This window comes from Bradyrhizobium sp. MV1.5 (genome assembly GCF_055807615.1).
The window spans coordinates 108,490-127,959 of sequence record NZ_JBVVPL010000017.1 but is presented as its reverse complement, the minus strand read 5'-3'; the positions used below and the strand labels follow the sequence as shown (position 1 = coordinate 127,959).

Here is a 19,470-nt window from a genome sequence, read left to right as displayed (position 1 = left end):
ACGCACAAAAAAATGCCCCACATCGAGCCTCACTCCCGCTCGGCCAATTAAGCAAAGCCCTCGCAAGCGGGAGAGGTAAGAGGAATTTGCGGGATCACTTCCCACACCAATCCGCGTCCCACTTGACACATCCATAACTCCACGGTTATGAATATATCCATAACTTACAGGTTATGGATTATATGCCCGCCACCGCTCACGATCTTCTGTTCAGGACGCTCGCCGACCCCACCCGTCGGGCGATCTTCGAGCGATTGTGCCGCGAGGGCGAACAGACGGTCGGGGCTCTGACGGCACTGTCGGGCGTGTCTCAGCCCGCGGTCTCAAAACATCTCGGCGCGCTGAAGCAGGCTGGCCTGGTGCGCGACCGGCATCAAGGACGGCAGACGCATTACAGCGCACAGCCCGGCGCGCTCAATCCGCTGATCGACTGGACCAGCCAGATGGCCGGATTCTGGCAGAACCGGCTCGACGCGCTCGACGATCTCCTGAAGAGGATGGACCAATGAACGAATCCGCGACCGAAACCCGTTCCGTCGTCATCGAGCGCGAATTTGCCTTTCCGGCAGAGCGGATCTGGCGCGCGCTGACGCAGCCGCATCTGATCGAGGAATGGCTGATGAAGAACGACTTCAAGCCCAACGTCGGCCACCGCTTCAACCTTCGGGGCGAGTGGGGCGGCGTGCTGGACTGCGAGGTCCTCACCATCGAGCCGCAGAGGACGCTCGCCTACACCTGGAATTTCTCGCATGACGACGCGGCGTTCGACCTCAAGAGCGTCGTGACCTTCACGCTGACGCCGACGGGCGCAGGCACGCATCTGCGCGTCGAGCAAGCGGGCTTCAGCCCGACGCAGAAGCAGGCTTTTGGCGGCGCGCATGCCGGCTGGAAGCAGTTTCTCGCCAAGCTGGACGAACTGCTGGCAAGGGCAGACTAGCGGCCGCCGGCCTTCATTCAATCATCTCAGAGGAGGTTTCATTGACCGGAAACATGTGGGTTCGGCAGATCCATCGCTGGCTGTCGATCGCTTTCACGCTTGCCGTCATCGCCAACATCGTCACCCTGACGCTGCAAGTCCAGGCGACGTGGATCGGTTTGCTCGCCTTCGTCCCATTGATCCCGTTGCTTGCGACCGGGCTCTACATGTTCGCACTGCCATATCTCGACCGCGGCCGCGGCGCCCGACAAGAGGCGTGAACATGACGAAGGCCGTGACCGCGAAAACCAGCAGCGCGACGAAGACGGATGGCGCTTCGCCATCCAGGATGATCGACGGCAGGATCAAGGAGCTCGGCGACTGGCGCGGCGACATGCTCGGGCGAATCCGCGGCCTCATCAAAGAGGCCGACCCTGACGTCGTCGAGGAATGGAAATGGCGCGGCGTTCCGGTGTGGGAGCACGACGGCATCATCTGCACCGGCGAGACCTACAAGGCCGTCGTGAAGATGACCTTTGCCAAGGGCGCGGCGCTGGACGATCCGGCGGGCCTGTTCAATTCCAGCCTCGACGGCAACGTGCGGCGCGCGATCGATATTCGCGAAGGTGAGAAGATCAACGAGAAGGCGTTGAAGGCGCTGATCCGCGCAGCGGTGGAGCTGAACGCGTCGAAAGCCAAGAAGAAGCCGGCGAAGAAGCGATCGACTTAGAGGACCTCGAGTCGATTCAAATTCTCGGCGGCGGCCAGAGCAAGCGCCTCGTCCTTCGAGACGACCGCTCCGCGGTCTCCTCAGGATGAGGCTGGGCAGCGTCCCTGTCTGTCGAAATTGCAGCCGCAGACTCCGTCCTCATCCTGAGGGCCCGCCAAAGGCGGGCGTCTCGAAGGATGGACCGCGGGGCGAGCTGTCCGCCACATCGAAGCTCCAGGCGTGACGTCCGCGTCAGGCCACCGCCGAGATCGGGCGCGGGCTCACGACGTATTCGCGCAGCACCTTGTCGTTGGCGTCGACCTCGATCAGTGCGACGTCGTAGGTCCAGAGATCGGCCAGATGCTGGAGCACGCGCTTGGCGTCGGTCTCGTTGAGCTGCGCGCCCTTGATGACATGGTGATGCAGGATCAGCCGCCGGTCCCCGGAGAGATCGACGTCGACCACCTCGATATTCGCGTCGATGTAGCCGACATCGTGCTGCCGTGCCAACTCGCGCCGGACGCGGCGGAAGCCGCGCTCGTCGTGAATGGCGTCGACCCGGATGCCGGCGCGTTCCTCGGGATCATCGTGCAAGTGGAACATGCGGAGGTGCCGCATCAGCTTCGGACTCAGGAACTGGGCGATAAAACTCTCGTCGCGGTAGTTGGCCCAGACGTCGCGCAGCACGCCCATCACGTCGTTCTTGCCGGCGATGTCCGGGAACCACTCGCGGTCCTCGTCTTCCGGCCGGGTGACGATGCGCTCGATGTCCTGCATCATGGCGAAGCCGAGCGCATAGGGGTTGAAGCCGGAAAAGCGCTGGTCGTCGAATTCGGGCTGGAACACGACGTTGGTGTGCGACTGCAGGAATTCGAGGAAATTGCCGTCGCTGATGCGGCCCTGCTGATGCAGCTTGGTCATGATGCGATAGTGGACGTAGGTCGCCGTCCCCTCGTTCATCACCTTGGTCTGGCTCTGCGGATAGAAATATTGCGCGATGTGGCGGACGATGCGCAACAGCTCGCGCTGCCAGGGCGCCAGCCGCGGCGCGCTCTTCTCGAGGAAATACAGCAGGTTCTCCTGCGGCAGGCCGAGCAGCTTGCGGCGGCGTTCGATGCTGAGCGCGGACCGGGTCTTGCTCTTTCCCGCCGGCACGGTGCGCCAGAGGTCGTTGAAGACCTCCTCCTCGTGCTGGCGGCGGCGCCCTGCCCGCTTCTCTTCGGCGCGGAGATCGAGCTTCTTCTTGCCGGGATAGCGGTCGATCCCGTGCGACATCAGCGCATGCGCGGCATCGAGGGTGCGCTCGACCTCGACGCGGCCGTAGCGATCCTCGCATTGCATGACGTAGTTCTTGGCGAAATCCAGATAGTCCAGGATGCCGTCGGCGTCGGTCCACTGCTTGAACAGATAGTTGTTCTTGAAGAAATGATTGTGCCCGAAGGCGGCGTGCGCGATCACCAGGGTCTGCATCGTCGCCGTGTTCTCCTCCATCAGGTAGGAGATGCAGGGCGAGGAGTTGATCACGATCTCATAGGCAAGACCCATCAGGCCCTTGCGGTATGAGGCCTCGTGATACGCGAAGTGCTTTCCGAACGACCAGTGCTTGTAGAACAGCGGCATGCCGACGGACGAATAGGCGTCCAGCATCTGCTCGGCGGTGATCACCTCGATCTGGTTCGGATAGACGTCGAGCCCGAGATCTTTCGTCGCCACCTCCTCGCAGGCATCCGTGATGCGCTGCAAGGTGTGAAAATCCCAATCGGCGCCTTCGAACAAGCGTTCCGTCATGGAGCGGCTTTCTCCTGGGCAGTGTCGCGGCGCTGAAACAGATCGTGAAACACCGGAAAAATCTCGCTGCGCTCGCTGACCTTGCGCATCGAGAGCGGTGCGCCGCTGTTGCGCAGGCGCTCGTAGAGGGTCCAGAGCGAGGAGTCGGACAGATCGAAGGCGCTGCCGCCGGACTCGCCGACCTCGAGATATGCGAAGAACTGGCAGACCGGCAGGATCTTGTCGGTGAGCAGCATGCCCGCGAGCTCGCCGTCGGAATAGGAATTGTCGCCGTCGGATGCCTGCGCAGCGTAGATATTCCAGTCCGACGGGCTGAAGCGTTCGCGCACGATCTCGTGCATCGCCTGCAGGGCGCTGGAGACCAGCGTGCCGCCGGAAGCCGGGCCGTAGAAGAAGGTCTGCTCGTCCACCTCCTCGGCGCGATCGGTATGGCGGATGAAGACGATGTCGACATGCTTATAGCGGCGCTTCAGGAATACGTAGAGCAGCATGTAGAAGCGCTTGGCGAGATCCTTCATGTGCTCGGACATCGAGCCCGACACGTCCATCAGGCAGAACATCACGGCCTGGGCAACGGGCTTGGGCACCGTCTCGAAGCGCCGGTAGCGGATGTCGAGCGGATCGATGAAGGGAATACGCTTGGACTTCGCCTTCAATTTCTCGAGCTGGGCCATCAGCACCAGACGCTCGTCCTCATCCGCGCATGCGGCGATGGCGGATTCCAGCTCCTCGATCTCCTCCTTGCTGGGACGCTTGAGCGCGATACGGCGCGCCATTGCGCGCCGAACCGTCCGGCTCACCGAGATGTTGGATGGCGAGCCCGACGTGGTGTAGCCGGCGCGCTGGATGCCCTCGCTCTCGGTCTGCGCGATCTTGCGCTTGGCGAGATCGGGAAGTTCGAGATCGTCGAGGAAGAGATCGACGAATTCGTCGCGGCTCAGCACGAAGCGGAAGGCGTCCTCGCTGTCGCCTTCGCCCGGACCGGAATCCTTGGCGCTGCCCTGGCCGGAGCGCTGGAGATAGTCGCCCTCGATGAACTTCTTGTTCCCGGGCAGCACCATGTCGCGCGTTCCGCCGTCGCGGCGGAAACGCGGCTCGTGCATGCCGTCGAGCGGAATGGTGACCTCGCCACCCTCCAGGACGTCCTTGATGTCGCGTTCCTGCGAGGTCTTCTTGACGGCGCCCTGCACCAGGGATTTGGCCCGACGCAAGAACCGCTGCCGGTTCTCGAGACTCTTGCCGCCTGGGTTCAGGCGCCTGTCAATAATGTGAATCGGCACTTTTCCATCCGCCTCAACCGGCCTGCTTCACGCGCATGTACCATTCGACGAGCCGGCGAACCTGACGCTCGGTGTAGCCGCGCTCCACCATGCGTGCGACGAACTCGCCGTGCTTCTTCTCCGTCTCGCCGTCCTTCTTCGACCCGAAGGAGATGACCGGAAGCAGGTCCTCGACCTGGGAGAATATCCGCTTTTCGATCACATCGCGAATCTTCTCGTAGGAGATCCAGGTCGGATTCTTGCCGCCGTTCTGGGCGCGCGACCGTAACGAGAATTTGACCACCTCGTTGCGGAAATCCTTGGGGTTGGCGATGCCCGCCGGCTTCTCGATCTTGGTCAATTCCTGGTTCAAGAGTTCGCGATCCAGCAGCTGGCCGGTGTCGGCGTCCTTGAAATCCTGGTCCTCGATCCAGGCATCGGCGTAGTCGACGTAGCGGTCGAACAGGTTCTGGCCGTAATCCGAGTAGGATTCGAGATAAGCCTTCTGGATCTCGTTGCCGATGAACTCGGCATAACGCGGTGCAAGGTCAGCCTTGATGAATTCGAGGTAGCGCTTCTCGACTTCCTCGGGCAGCTGCTCGCGCTTGATCGATTGCTCCAGCGCGTACATCAGATGCACGGCGTCGGCGGCGACTTCCTGCGGATCGTGGTTGAAGGTCGCAGCCAGGATCTTGAAGGCAAAGCGGGTGGAAACACCGTCCATGCCCTCGTCGACGCCGGCGGCATCGCGATACTCCTGGACGCTGCGCGCCTTCGGATCGGTCTCCTTCAGGCTCTCGCCGTCGTAGACCCTCATCTTGGCGTAGGTCGTGGAGTTTTCGTGCTTGCGCAGGCGCGACATCACCGAGAACCGCGCCAGCGTTTCCAGCGTCGCGGGCGCGCAAGGCGCGGCCGCGAGCTCGGATCCCTGGATCAGCTTCTCGTAGATCTTCTGCTCCTCCGTGATCCGCAGGCAGTACGGCACCTTGATCACGCAGATGCGATCGATGAAGGCCTCGTTGTTCTTGTTGGCCTTGAAGCTCGACCACTCCGCTTCGTTGGAGTGCGCGAGGATGACGCCGGTGAACGGGATCGCGCCGATGTTTTCGGTGCCGATATAGTTGCCTTCCTGCGTCGCGGTGAGCAGCGGGTGCAGCATCTTGATCGGCGCCTTGAACATCTCGACGAACTCGAGCACGCCCTGGTTGGCGCGGTTGAGGCCGCCGGAATAGCTGTAGGCGTCGGGATCGTTCTGCGCGTAGGTTTCGAGCTTGCGGATGTCGACCTTGCCGACCAGCGAGGAGATGTCCTGGTTGTTCTCGTCACCCGGCTCGGTCTTGGCGATCCCGATCTGGCGCAGCCGCGACGGCTGGATTTTTGCGACCCGAAACTGGGAAATGTCGCCGCCGAAGGCTTCCAGCCGCTTGTAGCACCACGGGCTCATCAGGCCGGTGAGACGGCGGCGCGGAATGCCGTATTTCTCTTCCAGCATCGGGCCGAGCTGATCCGGATCGAACAGGCTGAGCGGGCTTTCGAACACGGGCGAGAGCTCGTCGCCGGCCTTGAGCACGTAGATCGGGTGCACTTCCATCAGCGACTTGAGCCGCTCGGCGAGCGAGGACTTGCCGCCGCCGACCGGACCGAGCAGATACAGGATCTGCTTGCGCTCTTCGAGGCCCTGCGCCGCGTGACGGAAGAAACCGACGATGCGCTCGATGGTTTCTTCCATGCCGTAGAAGCCGGCGAAGGCCGGATAGGTGCGGATCGTGCGGTTCAAAAAAATACGGCCAAGGCGTGGGTCCTTGGCCGTGTCAATCGTCTGGGGCTCACCGATCGCTGCTAGCAGTCGTTCGGCCGCGTTCGCATATTTCATGGGATCGCTTCGACACGATTCCAGATATTCCGCCATCGACATGTCGTGTTGGCTTCTCGCCTCGAACGACTTAGCGAAAGCGTTGAATAGAGAATCGTTGTACATGATCCCTCTCCGCGTGAGTTCCGCTACACAATTGAACGAAAGCAGCGACCGGACCGTTCCTTAGCGCCACTCTCGAATCAGCGTGAGCACATGACGATCATTCGACACCCGGGCGCCTTCTCGGCGCAACGCACAACGTAGGCACAGGGTGAGTTACGAACAGGCACCTGCCTGATATTTGAGCGAATCTCTGTCTATATTGGCTCATTTCCAGAAAATGTCACTCGCTCGCAACATCCGGGCATTACCGGGGATGCGTTCATCCGGCGCCGCATCATAGCCGTCTGCGAACGGCGATCTTATGACGCTTGTACGGCGAAGCCTTGGGTGCCGCGTTCATCTTCCTGCTGCAATGCGGTGCGCGGACCGCCGGCGGCCTGACAGTCGCGGCAAGCGCGCAGCAGTGTATCAAAATCGGTCGCCAGGCCGTCCGACCGGATGACGATGCGATCGTCCGTCACACCGCGGGCCAAGCCGCGGATGCTGCAGAGCTGCCTCTGCAAGGCCGGCGTCGGCGTCAGCACGATCACCTTGCGCCCGCGGCGTTCTTCAGCCGAAATCTCCGCGATCGAGTCCCACAGCAGAAATTCATTGCCGATGCGGAGGTCGCGAATGCCGTAGGGGGTGACGATCACCACCGATCCCCGCTCGGCGGGGAGCATCCAGATCAGCCGACCGGTCATCACGGCGAACGCCACCACGCCGGCATAGCCGACCATCGTGCCGTAATCGCCAAGAGCGTTCCACCAGCCCAAGGCGAGCGTTGCGCTGAGCAGCGTCATGGCGAAGCCCGCTACGACCAGCAGCCGCAGTCGGGTCGTACATGGACCGATTTCGAGATCGTGGGACGCATCGACGCATCCGGTCGACGTGACCGATTGGAGTCTGTCCGTGACAGCGAGCGCCGGACGGTCATGATGTGCTTGCATGCCTTCCCCCAGCATGGCCATTCGCGACCGAGCCACAATGCATCAGGCGGACCGGAGTCCGCTGATGAGTACTCCGCGCAGCCACGAGCGGCGAGGCGAGGCAGCTGGCGTTACACAAGGAGGCCCGGCCGATTCCTCACGGCCAATGACCTTTTACGCAACTTGGCTCCCTCTACGCGGATCGCCATGATCGCGACGGAGTTACACTGGAGGATATGACGCCCATACCCTTGATTGGTTCCCTCAAGGAAGCATGTAAGCTAGAGGATAGCGCGTCAGGACCGGCGCGGAAACCCCTCGCCCGCAGGCTTGGAGATAAATTAGCATCATGAATCCCGTCAAAGAACTGGAAAAGCACGGACAAGCCGTCTGGCTGGACTTCCTGGCCCGTGGCTTCATCGCCAAGGGCGACCTGAAGCGGCTGATCGACACCGACGGCGTCAAGGGCGTCACCTCCAACCCCTCGATCTTCGAGAAAGCGATCGGCAGCTCGGACGAGTACGACGCGCCGATCGGCAAGGCGTTGAAGCGCGGCGATCGGTCGGTCGCCGACCTGTTCGAGGCCGTCGCGGTCGAGGACATCCAGAACGCCGCCGACGTGCTGCGCCCGGTCTACGATCGCCTCAAGGGTGGCGACGGCTATGTCAGCCTGGAAGTCTCGCCCTATCTGGCGATGGACACCGGTGAAACGGTCACAGAGGCGCGGCGGCTCTGGAAGGACGTCAATCGCAAGAACCTGATGGTGAAGGTGCCGGCGACGCCGGAGGGCCTGCCGGCGATCGAGACCCTGATCGGCGACGGCATCAGCATCAACATCACGCTGTTGTTCTCCAGGGACGTCTATCTGCAAGTCGCCGAGGCCTATCTCGCCGGTCTGGAGAAATACGTCGCAGGTGGCGGCGACCCCTCGCACGTGGCGAGCGTGGCGAGCTTTTTCGTCAGCCGCATCGACTCGGTGGTCGACAAGCAGCTCGACGAGAAGATCGCCCGCGCCAACGATCCGAGCGAGAAGGAACGGCTCGCCGCGCTGAAGGGCAAGGTCGCGATCGCCAACGCGAAGGTCGCCTACCAGGATTACAAGCGCCTGTTCTCAGGTCCGCGCTGGGACAAGCTCGCGGCCAAGGGCGCCAAACCGCAGCGCATGCTGTGGGCCTCGACCGGCACCAAGAACAAGGACTACAGCGACGTTCTCTATGTCGAGGAATTGATCGGTCCCGACACCATCAACACCGTGCCGCCGGCAACGCTGGATGCGTTCCGCGACCACGGCACGCCGCGCGACAGCCTGGAAGAGAATGTCGACGACGCCAGGCGCGTGCTGGAAGAACTGGAACGCTCCGGCGTCTCGCTCGACGCCATCACCGAGGAGCTCGTCAAGGACGGCGTCAAGCAGTTTGCCGACGCCGCCGACAAGCTCTATGGCGCGGTCGCGCACAAGCGCGCCACCGTGCTCGGGCCCGCGATCGACCGCCAGCTGCTCTCGCTCGGCGACGGTCTCGGCAAGGCCGTGGCCAAGAGCACCGAGGAATGGCGCGCGTCGGCCAAGATCCGCCGGCTGTGGCAGCGCGACAAATCGGTCTGGACCGGCACCGACGAGGACAAATGGCTCGGCTGGCTCGACAGTGCCGCCAAGGCCGACGTCGCCGACTATGAGGACTATGCCAGTCGCGTGAAGGGCCAGAAATTCTCCGACGCCGTCGTGCTCGGCATGGGCGGATCGAGCCTCGGGCCGGAGGTGCTGGCCGAGACCTTCGGCAAGAAGCCCGGGTTCCCGAAGCTGCACGTGCTGGATTCCACCGATCCGGCCCAGGTGCGGGCGATGGAGGCCAGGATCGACATCGCCAACACCTTGTTCATCGTCTCCAGCAAATCCGGCGGCACCACCGAACCGAATGCGATGAAGGATTATTTCCACGAGCGCGTCGCGCAGGCGGTCGGGTCGAAGGTCAAGACCGGCCATCGCTTCATTGCGGTCACCGATCCCGGATCGTCGCTGGAGAAGGCGGCGAAGACGCTGAACTATGCGCGCATCTTCCACGGCGAGCCCTCCATCGGCGGGCGCTATTCGGTGCTCTCGCCGTTCGGCCTGGTGCCGGCGGCAACCGCGGGCGTCGATATCAAGACCTTCATCAAGCACGCGCTGGCGATGGCCCGCTCCTGCGGACCGGACGTGCCGCCAAGTGAGAACCCCGGCGTGCAGCTCGGCCTTGCCATGGGCCATGCAGCGCTCGAAGGCCGCGACAAGGTGACGATCCTGTCGTCGAAGAAGATTGCCGATTTCGGCGCCTGGGCCGAGCAGCTCATCGCGGAATCGACCGGCAAGGATGGCAAGGGTCTGATCCCGATCGACGGCGAGCCGCTGGGCGAGCCCGCGGTCTACGGCAATGACCGGCTCTTCATCGACATTCGTATCGAGGGCGAAGCGGACGCCGCCCATGACTCGCAGCTTGCTGCGATCGAAGCGGCCGGCCATCCCGTCGTGCGCATCGTGATGAAGTCGATCGACCATCTCGGCCAGGAGTTCTTCCGCTTCGAGATGGCAACGGCGGTGGCGGGCAGCATCATCGGCATCAACCCGTTCGACCAGCCGGACGTGGAAGCGGCCAAGATCAAGACCCGAGAGCTCACCGCCTCGTTCGAAAAGACCGGCGCGCTGCCGGCCGAACGGCCGGTGGTCAGCACCACCGAGGCCGATCTCTACACCGACGAGACCAATGCCGCGGCCCTGCGCGCCGCCGGCGCCAACGGCGACCTCACCTCTTGGCTGAAGGCGCATCTGTCGCGCTCCAACCATGGCGATTATGTCGCCCTGCTCGGCTACATCGCGCGCGACAAGGCGACGATCGACGCGCTCCAGGCCATGCGGCTCGAAGTGCGCGAGAAGCGACATGTCGCGACCTGCGCCGAGTTCGGACCGCGTTTCCTGCACTCGACAGGACAGGCCTACAAGGGCGGCCCCGACAGCGGCGTGTTCCTCCAGATCACCGCCGACGATGCCAGGGACCTGCCGGTGCCCGGCCAGAAGGCCAGCTTCGGCGTGATCAAGGCGGCGCAGGCACGGGGCGACTTCGACGTGCTCACCGAGCGCGGCCGGCGCGCGCTGCGGGTCCACCTGAAGGGCGGGCTCAAGAAAGGTCTCGCGGCGCTCAATGCGGCGCTGAACGACGCACTGAACTAAGGGAATTTCTCAAATGCAACTCGGCATGATCGGCCTCGGCCGGATGGGCGGCAACATCGTTCGCCGCCTGATGCGCCAGGGACATTCGACCGTGGTCTATGACAAGGACGCCAAGGCCGTTGCCGGCCTTGCCGCCGACGGCGCGGTAGGCTCGACGACGCTCGAGGAATTCATCTCCAAGCTCGAACGGCCGCGCACCGCCTGGGTGATGCTGCCTGCTGGCCGCATTACCGAGCAAACGATCGAGACGATCGCGGGTGCGATGCAGGAAGGCGACGTCATCATCGACGGCGGCAACACGTTCTGGCAAGACGACGTCCGCCGCGGGAAGGCGCTGAAGCAGCGCGGCATCCACTACGTCGACGTCGGCACCTCCGGCGGCGTCTGGGGCCTCGACCGCGGCTATTGCATGATGATCGGAGGCGAGAAACAGGTGGTCGATCGGCTCGATCCGATCTTCGCCGCGCTCGCGCCCGGCACCGGCGACATTCCACGCACGGAGGGACGTGAGGGGCGCGATCCCCGCATCGAGCAGGGCTACATCCATGCTGGCCCCGTTGGCGCCGGGCATTTCGTCAAGATGATCCACAACGGCATCGAATACGGCTTGATGCAGGCCTATGCCGAAGGTTTTGACATCCTCAAGAACGCCAACATCGAGGCCTTGCCGGCGGATCATCGTTACGATTTCGATCTCGCCGACATCGCCGAAGTGTGGCGCCGCGGCAGCGTGATCCCGTCCTGGCTGCTCGATCTCACCTCGACGGCACTCGCCGACAGCCCGACACTGACGGAGTATTCCGGTTTCGTCGAGGATTCCGGCGAAGGACGCTGGACCGTGAACGCCGCAATCGACGAGGCCGTGCCGGCCGAAGTCCTGACAGCGGCGCTGTTCGCACGGTTCCGTTCCCGCAAGGAACACACCTTTGCCGAGAAAATTCTCTCAGCGATGCGAGCCGGCTTCGGCGGCCACAAGGAGCCGAAGCAGCCGGCTGCTTCGAAGCCGAAATAGCAATGAGCAGAGCGAAGGCCAATCGTTCGTGACAAAAGACCCGCAAGCCAAGCGCAAGCCGGAAAATTGCGCCTTCGTCATCTTTGGTGTCACCGGCGACCTCACCCATCGGCTGGTGATGCCATCGCTCTACAATCTGGCGGCCGAGCATCTGTTACCGGAAAAGTTCTGCGTGGTGGGCGTCGCCCGCCGGGGCCAGTCGGACGACGAGCTGCGCGACAGCCTGTTAAAGGGCTTGCGCCAGTTCGCGACCCGGCCGGTGGACGACGACATTGCCAAGAAGCTGCTGGAATGCGTGACCTTCGTCGAAGCCGACGCAAAGGATCCGCCATCCTTTGATCGCCTGCGCGAGCATCTGGATTCCCTGGAATGCGCGCAGGACACCGGCGGCAACCGGCTGTTCTACCTCGCCACCCCGCCGGCTGCGTTCGCGCCGACCGCGCGCGAGCTCGGCCGCACCGGCATGATGAAGGAGAACGGCGCGTGGCGGCGACTGGTGATCGAAAAGCCGTTCGGCACCGACCTCGCCTCGGCGCGCGCGCTGAATGGCGAACTGCTGAAGATCATGGACGAGCACCAGATCTACCGGATCGATCACTATCTCGGCAAGGAGACGGTGCAGAACATCCTGGTGCTGCGCTTTGCCAACGGCATGTTCGAGCCGATCTGGAATCGCAACCATATCGACCACATCCAGATCACGGTGGAGGAGAAGCTCGGCGTCGGCCATCGCGGCGGCTTCTACGATGCCACCGGCGCGCTGCGCGACATGGTGCCGAACCATCTGTTTCAGCTGATGTCGCTGGTCGCGATGGAGCCGCCGGCGCGTTTCGACGCCCATTCCGTGCGCTCCGAGAAGGCCGAGATTTTGACCTCGATTCAGCGCCCGAGCGAAGAGGAAGCGCTGAAGAGCTCGGTGCGCGCCCAATATCTGTCGGGGCGCATCGGCGACGATGAGATCCCGGACTATCGCAAGACCGAGGACGTCAAGCCCGGCAGCACCACCGAGACCTATGTCGCGCTGAAACTGATGATCGACAATTGGCGCTGGGCCGGCGTGCCGTTCTATTTGCGCACGGGCAAGGCGCTCGGCCACAAGCGCACCGAGGTCGCGATCAAGTTCAAGCAGGCGCCGCTGTCGATGTTCTCAGGCACCGCTGTCGATCGCCTCTCCCAGAACTTCCTCACGATCGGCATCGCACCGACGGAGACCATCGAGCTCCAGTTCAACGCCAAGATCCCTGGGCCGAGCGTCACCATCGACGGCGTCGAGATGAAGTTTCGCTATGGCGACTATTTCCGGGCCGATCCCTCGACCGGCTACGAGACGCTGATCTACGACTGCATGATCGGCGACAACATCCTGTTCCAGCGCGCCGACGGCATCGAAGCCGGATGGGAGGCGGTGCAGCCGTTCCTGGACGCCTGGAAGAACGCGGGCAGCAACGGCATCGAGACCTATCGAGCCGGCAGCGACGGCCCCGCCTGTGCCGATGAATTGCTCCGCCGCGACGGCCGAAGCTGGCGCAAGTTCTCGTGATGGCAGCGGCGGGACAGCCGAAGCTGATCGTCGCGGCCGACGCCGAGGCTCTGGCGCGGGCTGCGGCCGAACGGGTGATGGCGCGAATCGCGGCCAATCCCGGGCGGATCGCGATCTGCCTGACCGGCGGCTCCAGCCCGAAGAGGCTCTACCAGCTGCTGGGCCGCGACGCCTGGCGCGAACAAATCCCGTGGGAGCGCGTGCACTGGTTCATCGGTGACGAGCGCTTCGTGCCCGAAAGCGATCCCCTCAACAACATGGCGGTCGCGCGCGCGACCTTTCTCGATCGCAACGCGCCCTCCGGCCATGTTCACCCGATCCCGACGACGGTTGACGACCCGGATCAGAGCGCCGAGGCTTATGCCCGCGAGCTGCAGTCTTTCTACGGCGCGGAAAGCCTGGACCCGGCACGGCCGCTGTTCGACATGGTTTTGATGGGCGCGGGGCCGGACGGCCACACGGCTTCGCTCTTCCCGGGCTACCCCGCGATCGAGGAGACGCGACGCTGGGTGGTCGGCGTCCCCGAGGCCAATGTTGCCCCCTTCGTGCCGCGGGTCTCGCTCACCCTGCCCGCGCTGGCGTCCTGCCGCGAAATGCTGTTCGAGATAGCGGGGCATGACAAGCAGCCGATCTTGACGCGCCTGCTCAATGGCGAGACTCTTCCGGCTGTACGCGCGCGCTCGAATGGCGAGACCGTCTGGCTGGTCGACCAGGCCGCGCTTCCGGAGGGAATTCGTGGCGGGCGTTGAAGCACCTTGTGCATTGATCGTGATGGGCGTGTCGGGCTCGGGCAAGAGCACGGTTGCAAAAGCGCTCGGCGAGCGCCTCGGCTGGCGTTTCGAAGACGGCGACAGCTTTCATCCCGCCAGCAATGTCGAGAAGATGCGGGCCGGCCATCCCCTCACCGACGAGGATCGCTGGCCCTGGCTCAACGCCATCGCCGACGAGATCGCGCGGGTCTGTGACAGCGGCGGGCAAATCATCATCGCCTGCTCGGCGCTGAAGCATACTTATCGGGACGTGCTCCTGCGCGGACGCAACGACGTTCGCTTCGTCTTCCTGAGGGGCACGAAGGAGCTGATCGCCGCTCGCCTCGCGCAACGCAAGGGTCACTTCATGCCGCCCGGCCTGCTGACGAGCCAGTTCAACACGCTGCAGCCGCCGGAGGCCGGCGAGCACGTGATCACCGTCTCGATCGACGAGTCCGTGGAAGCGATCGTGGACGGCGCGGTGCGGCAGTTGAAACTGGGCGGCGCGAAACGCTGAGGCCAAACACCCAAGAAACACCCAAGGGGGCCGTCATGACAAAAATCTCGCTCGTCGTCTCCGACGTCGACGGCACGCTGCTGACAAAGGACAAGACGCTGACCGACCGCGCGAGATCCGCGGTACAGCGTCTGCACCGGGCCGGCATCGGCTTCACGATTACGTCGAGCCGCCCCGCGATCGGCATGCGCTTCCTGATCGAGCCGCTGGCGCTCTGGCTGCCGGTCGGCCCGTTCAATGGCTCCTCGATCGTCGACCCCGAGATGAATCCGGTCGAACAGCATTTGATTCCGCCAGGCGCGGCCGAACGTAGCTTGCAAATCCTCCGCGAGTTCGGCGCCGACATCTGGCTGTTCACCGCCGACAAATGGCTGATCGACAAGCCTGATGGCCAATACGTGGCACATGAGCAGCACACGATCCGCTCCGATCCGACCATCGTCACGGACTTCTCGCCGTACCTTGCGAGCGCCTGCAAGATCGTCGGAGCCAGCGCCGATGCAGCCGGCCTCGAAGCTTGCGAGAAGGCGATGCAGAAAGCGCTCGGCACCGAGGCCACCGCAGTGCGTTCGCAAACCTATTACCTCGACATCACCCCGCCTGGCTTCGACAAGGGCACATTCGTGCAAGCCATGGCCAAGCGGGTCGGCATTTCCACCGACGCGGTCGCCACCATCGGCGACATGCAGAACGACCTCGCGATGTTTCGCGTCAGCGGCGTCTCGATCGCGATGGGCAATGCGGCCGACAACGTCAAGGACCAGGCCACCCACGTCACCGCGTCCAACGAGCAGGACGGTTTTGCCGAGGCGATGGAGATGATCTTGAAGCGGAACGGGAGTGGTTGAGGCCCGACGGGACGAGACTCGACTGGCGCCGCAATGGAAGTGCGTTCCCTCCCCCCTTGTGGGGGAGGGTTAGGGAGAGGGAGAGGGGTAGCCCAGGAAAAGGTGCCGTTGTTGGTGAAGCACCAGGGGCGGGGGCGCTACCGATAAAATACCCGTGTGACACCCCCCTCCCTGCCCCTCCCCACAAGGGGGGAGGGAACGGAGAGAGCGCCGCCAACCTCACTTCGACCGCTGCATCGCCGGCTTCTCGCTGCCCTGCCTTGCCGCCGAAAGATTATGCGCCGTGTTGACCAGCGCGATATGCGTCAGCGCCTGCGGGAAATTGCCGGTCTGACGCCTGGCGCCAGAATCATATTCCTCGGCCAGAAGCCCGACGTCATTCGCGATACCGACCACGCGATCGAACAAGATCTGCGCCTTGTCGAGATCGCCCGCCAGCACATGGGCATCGGCCAGCCACAGGCTGCAGGCGAGGAAGGCACCCTCGATCGGCTGCTTCTCCTCTGACACTTCGCGCGGATCGTGCCGGAGCACAAAGCCGTCAGGCATCATGTGCTTTTCCATCGCCGCGATGGTGCCGCGAATGCGGGGATCCGACGCGTCCAGGAAGCCGACCGCCGGCAGCAGCAGCACGCTGGCATCGAGCAGCTTCGAGCCGTAGGATTCGACGAAGGCGTTCTCCTCCGCGTCAAAGCCCCTGTTGCAGACGTCGCGATGAATGGCGTCGCGCAAGGTACGCCAGTGCAGCAGCGGGGCCTTGAAACCGAAGGTCTCGGCGCTCTTGATGCCGCGGTCGAAGGCGACCCAGGTCATCACCTTGGAGAAGACATAGTGCTTCGGCTGTCCGCGCCGCTCCCAGATGCCATGATCGGGCTGGTCCCAGACTTCGGCGAGATGCTTGAGCACGGCGCATTCCAGCGCCCAAGTCGTCTTGTCGTCGAGCTTGAGCTTGGCCATGCGCGACTGGTGGAAGGCGTCGATCAGCTCGCCGTAGACGTCGAGCTGGAGCTGCGCATGCGCGGCATTGCCGACGCGCACCGGCTGCGCGCCCTCGTAGCCGTCCAGCCAACCGGCTTCCCATTCCAGCAGCCGCCGCTGGCCCCAGATGCCGTACATGATCTGCATGTTCGCCGGTGAGCCTGCAGCCGCACGCAACAGCCAATTGTGCCAGGCCGAGGCTTCCTCGGTGTAACCCGAGTTCATCAGCGCCAGCAGCGTGAAGGTGGCATCGCGCAGCCAGCAGAAGCGGTAGTCCCAATTCCTGGCGCCGCCGAGCTTCTCCGGCAACGAGGTGGTCGGCGCCGCGACGATGCCGCCGGTCGGACCGAAGGTCAGCGCCTTGAGTGTGATCAGCGAACGCACGATCAGGTCGCGATAGTCGCCATCGCGATTGCAGTGGCTGCACCAGCCTTGCCAGAATTTTTCCGTCTCCTGAAGCGCGAGCTCCGGGTCGATCGGCGGGGGCGGCTCGAGATGCGAGGGGCCGTAGGTCAACACGAACGGCACGGTCTCGCCGGCCTTCACCTCGAAATCGGAAACCGTGGTCAGATCCTCCCCGCGGGTCTTCGCCGGCGTCCGCAGCACGGTCATGTCCTGCCCGGCGACCGCCAGCAGGGAATGGTCGATCCGCCGCACCCACGGAATGTCGACGCCGAAGCCGAAGCGGATGACGAGCTCCATCCGCATCTTCACCGTGCCGCTGACGCCGCGGACCAGCCGCACGATGTCCGAGGCCTTGCCGCGCGGCGGCATGAAGTCGATCAGCGCAACGGTGCCACTCTTCGTCTCGAAGCGCGTTTCGAGGATGAGGGTGTCGCCGAGATAGCGGCGCGACGTCGCGGTGACGTCCTCGCCCGGCGCGATCAGCCAGCGCCCGTTCTTGTGCGTGCCGAGGAGCGCGGCAAAGCAGGCGTCGGAATCGAAGGCCGGCCAGCACAGCCAGTCGATCGAGCCGTTGCGGCCGACCAGCGCCGCGGTCTCGCAGTCGCCGATCAGCGCATAGTCCTCGATTTTCTGAGACAATGTCGTGCGAGCCTCGAAAACGACGTCCAGTGACCCCGCCGATCAACGCCCGCCGGGCAACGAGCGTTCCCGCGTCGCGGCCTTCAAAGCCGCGAGATCGACCTTCGAGGCGATCTTGTCGAGCGTCACAGGCAGGCGCTGGCGCCAGTTCGGATGCTCGTCGATCGTGCCGGGAATGTTGGGCTGGTCGATCACGCCGAGCAGATCCTCCAGCGACACCGCAAGCAGCCGCGAGGGCGTGCGCGACAGGAAGGCGAGCACCGAATAGACATCATTGGCACGGATGCCGTTGGCACGCAGGATCTCGTCGAGCAGGCCGAGCGCATCCCAGCGGGCCTGATCGTTCTCGCCGGGATCGAGCCCGAGCGAGCGCTTCATCTTGAGATCGCTGAAGGAGCGCCAGCCGGCATAGGTCGACAAATCATGCGTGTTCAGCGTCACCAGCGCGTTGGGCCGGTAGTGATCGACGGGCCGGAAGTGACCGGCATCGTCGCGCTCGAACATCATGACGAGGTAGGACCAGATGCCGAAATCCTGCATGGTCTCGCGAAAGCCCTCGGGCACCGTGCCGAGGTCTTCGCCGATCACGATGCACTTATGGGCCGCGCTCTCGCGCGCCACGGTCGCCAGCAGCGCCTCGAACGGCATCTGCACATAGGCGCCGTTGTCGGGCTTGAAGCCGCGCGGCACCAGATACAGCCGCTTCAAGCCCAGCACGTGATCGAGACGGATGGCCCCGGAATGGCGCATCGAAGCCGCGAGCATGTCGGCGAACGGCACGAAGGACTGCGCCTCCAGGCCGCCGGCATTAAAGCCGGCAAGACCCCAATCCTGGCCGATGGTGTTGAGCACGTCCGGCGGCGCGCCAACGGCGAGATGGCGGGAGATCGCCCCCTGCTCGTTCCAGGCATCGAAGCCGTTCGACTGCACGCCGACGGCAACGTCGAGATAGAGTCCGACCCGCATGCCGAGCTGACTGGCCAGCTCCTTGGCCGCATGCAACTGGCTATCGGCCGTCCATTGCACGAATTCGACGAACTCGACCTCGTGCTTGTCCGGGCCATTGCGCAGCTCGGCGCATTTCGTCTCATCCGGCTTTTGCCATTCCATCGGCCATTCCCACCACGGCGCCGCGAAACGATGGCGTAGCACCTCGAAGCAGGCAAAACGGGACAACAGTGGCGCGCGAGCCGCGCGGAAGGCGTCGAACAGGTTGCGGCGGACGCCGCTCGCGCTTTTCACGAAGCTGTCGAAGGCAGCACGCAAGGCCAACCATTTCAAGGCCGCCATGTCGGGATAGGGCACACGATCGCCGTCGCGGAGCCGCGCGGCGGTCGCAGCCGCGTCGGAGACGAGGTCTGCGGAAAATTCCGGGATCGCCTCGACGTCGATATAGAGCGGATTGAGAAACAGCCGGCTGTTCGGCGAATAGGGGCTGCAATCGGCCGGATGGTCGTCGAACAACACATGCAGGGGATTGAGCCCGACGCCGTCGGCCCCCAGCTGCTTGGCGAGCCGGACGAGACCGGCGAGGTCGGTGAAATCGCCGATGCCCCAATTGCGGTCCGACCGGACGCTGTAGAGCTGCACGGCAAGCAGCCAGCCCCGATCGAAATCGCCGCCGAAGGCCCGCTCCGGCGCCACGATCATCGGCACCTCTTCGGTCACGCCTTCGGCATCGGTCAGCGTCAGGCGGTGATAGCCGAGCGGCAGGTCGGCCGGCCAGGCAATCACGGGCTCGCGCGTCTCGCCTTGCGCGATCAAATTGCCGTTGCCAGTCATTTTCCATTTGAGCGGCGGCGCACCGATTGTCGCCAATTCGGTGCGCGGATGTCCCAAGGCGCGCACCACCACGGGCCCGCTGACGAAGCGGTAAACCCGCTTCTCCGGCAGGGCGTCGAGGATGGATTTGAGGGCCACGGGATCGGTGACCCGCAGCTTTCCGAGGGCATCGACGAATTCAGATTGAACGCCCTTGATCCGGGCTTGAGCTAAAAGATCCATTCGGCACGCAGCTTGCAAGCC

16 protein-coding genes are annotated in these 19,470 nt (G+C 63.9%); 10 read left to right on the top strand and 6 right to left on the bottom strand.

Features of this window, described 5'->3' with window-relative positions:
- Positions 1–182: 182 nt before the first annotated feature.
- From AC0L2J_RS18210 to AC0L2J_RS18195, 4 genes are read left to right on the top strand one after another with little or no spacing between them, the layout of a single operon-like run.
- Positions 183–509, top strand: a complete 327-nt coding sequence (locus tag AC0L2J_RS18210; protein ID WP_473279338.1) for an ArsR/SmtB family transcription factor — start codon at positions 183–185, stop codon at positions 507–509.
- Positions 506–937 (top strand): SRPBCC family protein, encoded by a 432-nt coding sequence (locus AC0L2J_RS18205; RefSeq protein WP_473392723.1) that lies wholly within the window; start codon positions 506–508, stop codon positions 935–937. Before AC0L2J_RS18210 ends, AC0L2J_RS18205 begins: the two co-directional genes overlap by 4 nt.
- Positions 938–978: 41 nt before the next feature.
- Positions 979–1,197 (top strand): hypothetical protein, encoded by a 219-nt coding sequence (locus AC0L2J_RS18200; protein ID WP_473392719.1) that lies wholly within the window; start codon positions 979–981, stop codon positions 1,195–1,197.
- Positions 1,198–1,199: 2 nt separating this feature from the next.
- Positions 1,200–1,646: a DUF1801 domain-containing protein gene (locus AC0L2J_RS18195; protein WP_473392715.1), complete on the top strand. Its 447-nt coding sequence runs from the start codon at positions 1,200–1,202 to the stop codon at positions 1,644–1,646.
- Positions 1,647–1,877: 231 nt separating this feature from the next.
- On the opposite strand, the gene AC0L2J_RS18190 is transcribed toward AC0L2J_RS18195, so the two are convergent.
- From AC0L2J_RS18190 to AC0L2J_RS18175, 4 genes are all read right to left on the bottom strand, one after another.
- The gene (locus AC0L2J_RS18190) at positions 1,878–3,413 is read right to left on the bottom strand and encodes a SpoVR family protein (protein ID WP_007613791.1); all 1,536 of its coding nucleotides are present in this window, start codon (positions 3,411–3,413) and stop codon (positions 1,878–1,880) included.
- A complete protein-coding gene (locus tag AC0L2J_RS18185; RefSeq protein WP_179950138.1) occupies positions 3,410–4,687 on the bottom strand; it encodes a YeaH/YhbH family protein in 1,278 nt (425 codons plus the stop codon). Before AC0L2J_RS18185 ends, AC0L2J_RS18190 begins: the two co-directional genes overlap by 4 nt.
- Before the next feature lie 19 nt (positions 4,688–4,706).
- Positions 4,707–6,650 carry a PrkA family serine protein kinase gene (locus AC0L2J_RS18180; RefSeq protein WP_007595704.1) on the bottom strand — a complete coding sequence of 648 codons (1,944 nt, stop codon included), beginning with the start codon at positions 6,648–6,650 and terminating at the stop codon, positions 4,707–4,709.
- Positions 6,651–6,949: 299 nt separating this feature from the next.
- Positions 6,950–7,579 carry a hypothetical protein gene (locus AC0L2J_RS18175; protein ID WP_473392711.1) on the bottom strand — a complete coding sequence of 210 codons (630 nt, stop codon included), beginning with the start codon at positions 7,577–7,579 and terminating at the stop codon, positions 6,950–6,952.
- 328 nt (positions 7,580–7,907) lie between these two features.
- Between AC0L2J_RS18175 and AC0L2J_RS18170 the strand changes: the two genes are divergently transcribed.
- Genes AC0L2J_RS18170 through AC0L2J_RS18145 form a run of 6 tightly spaced genes read left to right on the top strand, consistent with a single transcriptional unit; the run spans position 7,908 to position 15,423 of the window.
- Complete coding sequence (locus AC0L2J_RS18170) at positions 7,908–10,757, top strand: bifunctional transaldolase/phosoglucose isomerase (RefSeq protein ID WP_473392709.1); 2,850 nt, start codon at positions 7,908–7,910, stop codon at positions 10,755–10,757.
- A 13-nt stretch (positions 10,758–10,770) separates the two neighbouring features.
- A complete protein-coding gene (gnd, locus tag AC0L2J_RS18165; RefSeq protein WP_473392704.1) occupies positions 10,771–11,769 on the top strand; it encodes a phosphogluconate dehydrogenase (NAD(+)-dependent, decarboxylating) in 999 nt (332 codons plus the stop codon).
- Between the two features lie 28 nt (positions 11,770–11,797).
- Entirely contained in the window at positions 11,798–13,309 is a 1,512-nt protein-coding gene (gene zwf, locus AC0L2J_RS18160; RefSeq protein ID WP_007613799.1) for a glucose-6-phosphate dehydrogenase, read from the top strand.
- Positions 13,309–14,058 (top strand): 6-phosphogluconolactonase, encoded by a 750-nt coding sequence (gene pgl, locus AC0L2J_RS18155; protein WP_473392700.1) that lies wholly within the window; start codon positions 13,309–13,311, stop codon positions 14,056–14,058. Before zwf ends, pgl begins: the two co-directional genes overlap by 1 nt.
- Positions 14,045–14,575, top strand: a complete 531-nt coding sequence (locus AC0L2J_RS18150; protein WP_473392696.1) for a gluconokinase — start codon at positions 14,045–14,047, stop codon at positions 14,573–14,575. The genes pgl and AC0L2J_RS18150 overlap by 14 nt, the downstream gene beginning before the upstream one ends.
- A 35-nt stretch (positions 14,576–14,610) precedes the next feature.
- The gene (locus tag AC0L2J_RS18145; RefSeq protein ID WP_473392692.1) at positions 14,611–15,423 is read left to right on the top strand and encodes an HAD family hydrolase; all 813 of its coding nucleotides are present in this window, start codon (positions 14,611–14,613) and stop codon (positions 15,421–15,423) included.
- Positions 15,424–15,642: 219 nt separating this feature from the next.
- Here AC0L2J_RS18145 and AC0L2J_RS18140 read toward each other — a convergent pair whose 3' ends face one another.
- Both AC0L2J_RS18140 and malQ read right to left on the bottom strand, forming a co-directional pair.
- Positions 15,643–17,445: a glycoside hydrolase family 15 protein gene (locus tag AC0L2J_RS18140; RefSeq protein ID WP_473392689.1), complete on the bottom strand. Its 1,803-nt coding sequence runs from the start codon at positions 17,443–17,445 to the stop codon at positions 15,643–15,645.
- Positions 17,446–17,487: 42 nt separating this feature from the next.
- A complete protein-coding gene (gene malQ, locus AC0L2J_RS18135; protein ID WP_007613808.1) occupies positions 17,488–19,449 on the bottom strand; it encodes a 4-alpha-glucanotransferase in 1,962 nt (653 codons plus the stop codon).
- Positions 19,450–19,470: the final 21 nt, after the last annotated feature.

Excerpts from the sequence above, each read along its gene's own strand:
- AC0L2J_RS18210 (WP_473279338.1), top strand. The coding sequence starts at position 183 with ATGCCCGCCACCGCTCACGATCTTCTGTTCAGGACGCTCGCCGACCCC.
- AC0L2J_RS18205 (WP_473392723.1), top strand. The coding sequence starts at position 506 with ATGAACGAATCCGCGACCGAAACCCGTTCCGTCGTCATCGAGCGCGAA.
- AC0L2J_RS18195 (WP_473392715.1), top strand. The coding sequence starts at position 1,200 with ATGACGAAGGCCGTGACCGCGAAAACCAGCAGCGCGACGAAGACGGAT.
- AC0L2J_RS18190 (WP_007613791.1), bottom strand. The coding sequence starts at position 3,413 with ATGACGGAACGCTTGTTCGAAGGCGCCGATTGGGATTTTCACACCTTG.
- AC0L2J_RS18180 (WP_007595704.1), bottom strand. The coding sequence starts at position 6,650 with ATGTACAACGATTCTCTATTCAACGCTTTCGCTAAGTCGTTCGAGGCG.
- AC0L2J_RS18175 (WP_473392711.1), bottom strand. The coding sequence starts at position 7,579 with ATGCAAGCACATCATGACCGTCCGGCGCTCGCTGTCACGGACAGACTC.
- AC0L2J_RS18170 (WP_473392709.1), top strand. The coding sequence starts at position 7,908 with ATGAATCCCGTCAAAGAACTGGAAAAGCACGGACAAGCCGTCTGGCTG.
- gnd (WP_473392704.1), top strand. The coding sequence starts at position 10,771 with ATGCAACTCGGCATGATCGGCCTCGGCCGGATGGGCGGCAACATCGTT.
- pgl (WP_473392700.1), top strand. The coding sequence starts at position 13,309 with ATGGCAGCGGCGGGACAGCCGAAGCTGATCGTCGCGGCCGACGCCGAG.
- AC0L2J_RS18145 (WP_473392692.1), top strand. The coding sequence starts at position 14,611 with ATGACAAAAATCTCGCTCGTCGTCTCCGACGTCGACGGCACGCTGCTG.
- malQ (WP_007613808.1), bottom strand. The coding sequence starts at position 19,449 with ATGGATCTTTTAGCTCAAGCCCGGATCAAGGGCGTTCAATCTGAATTC.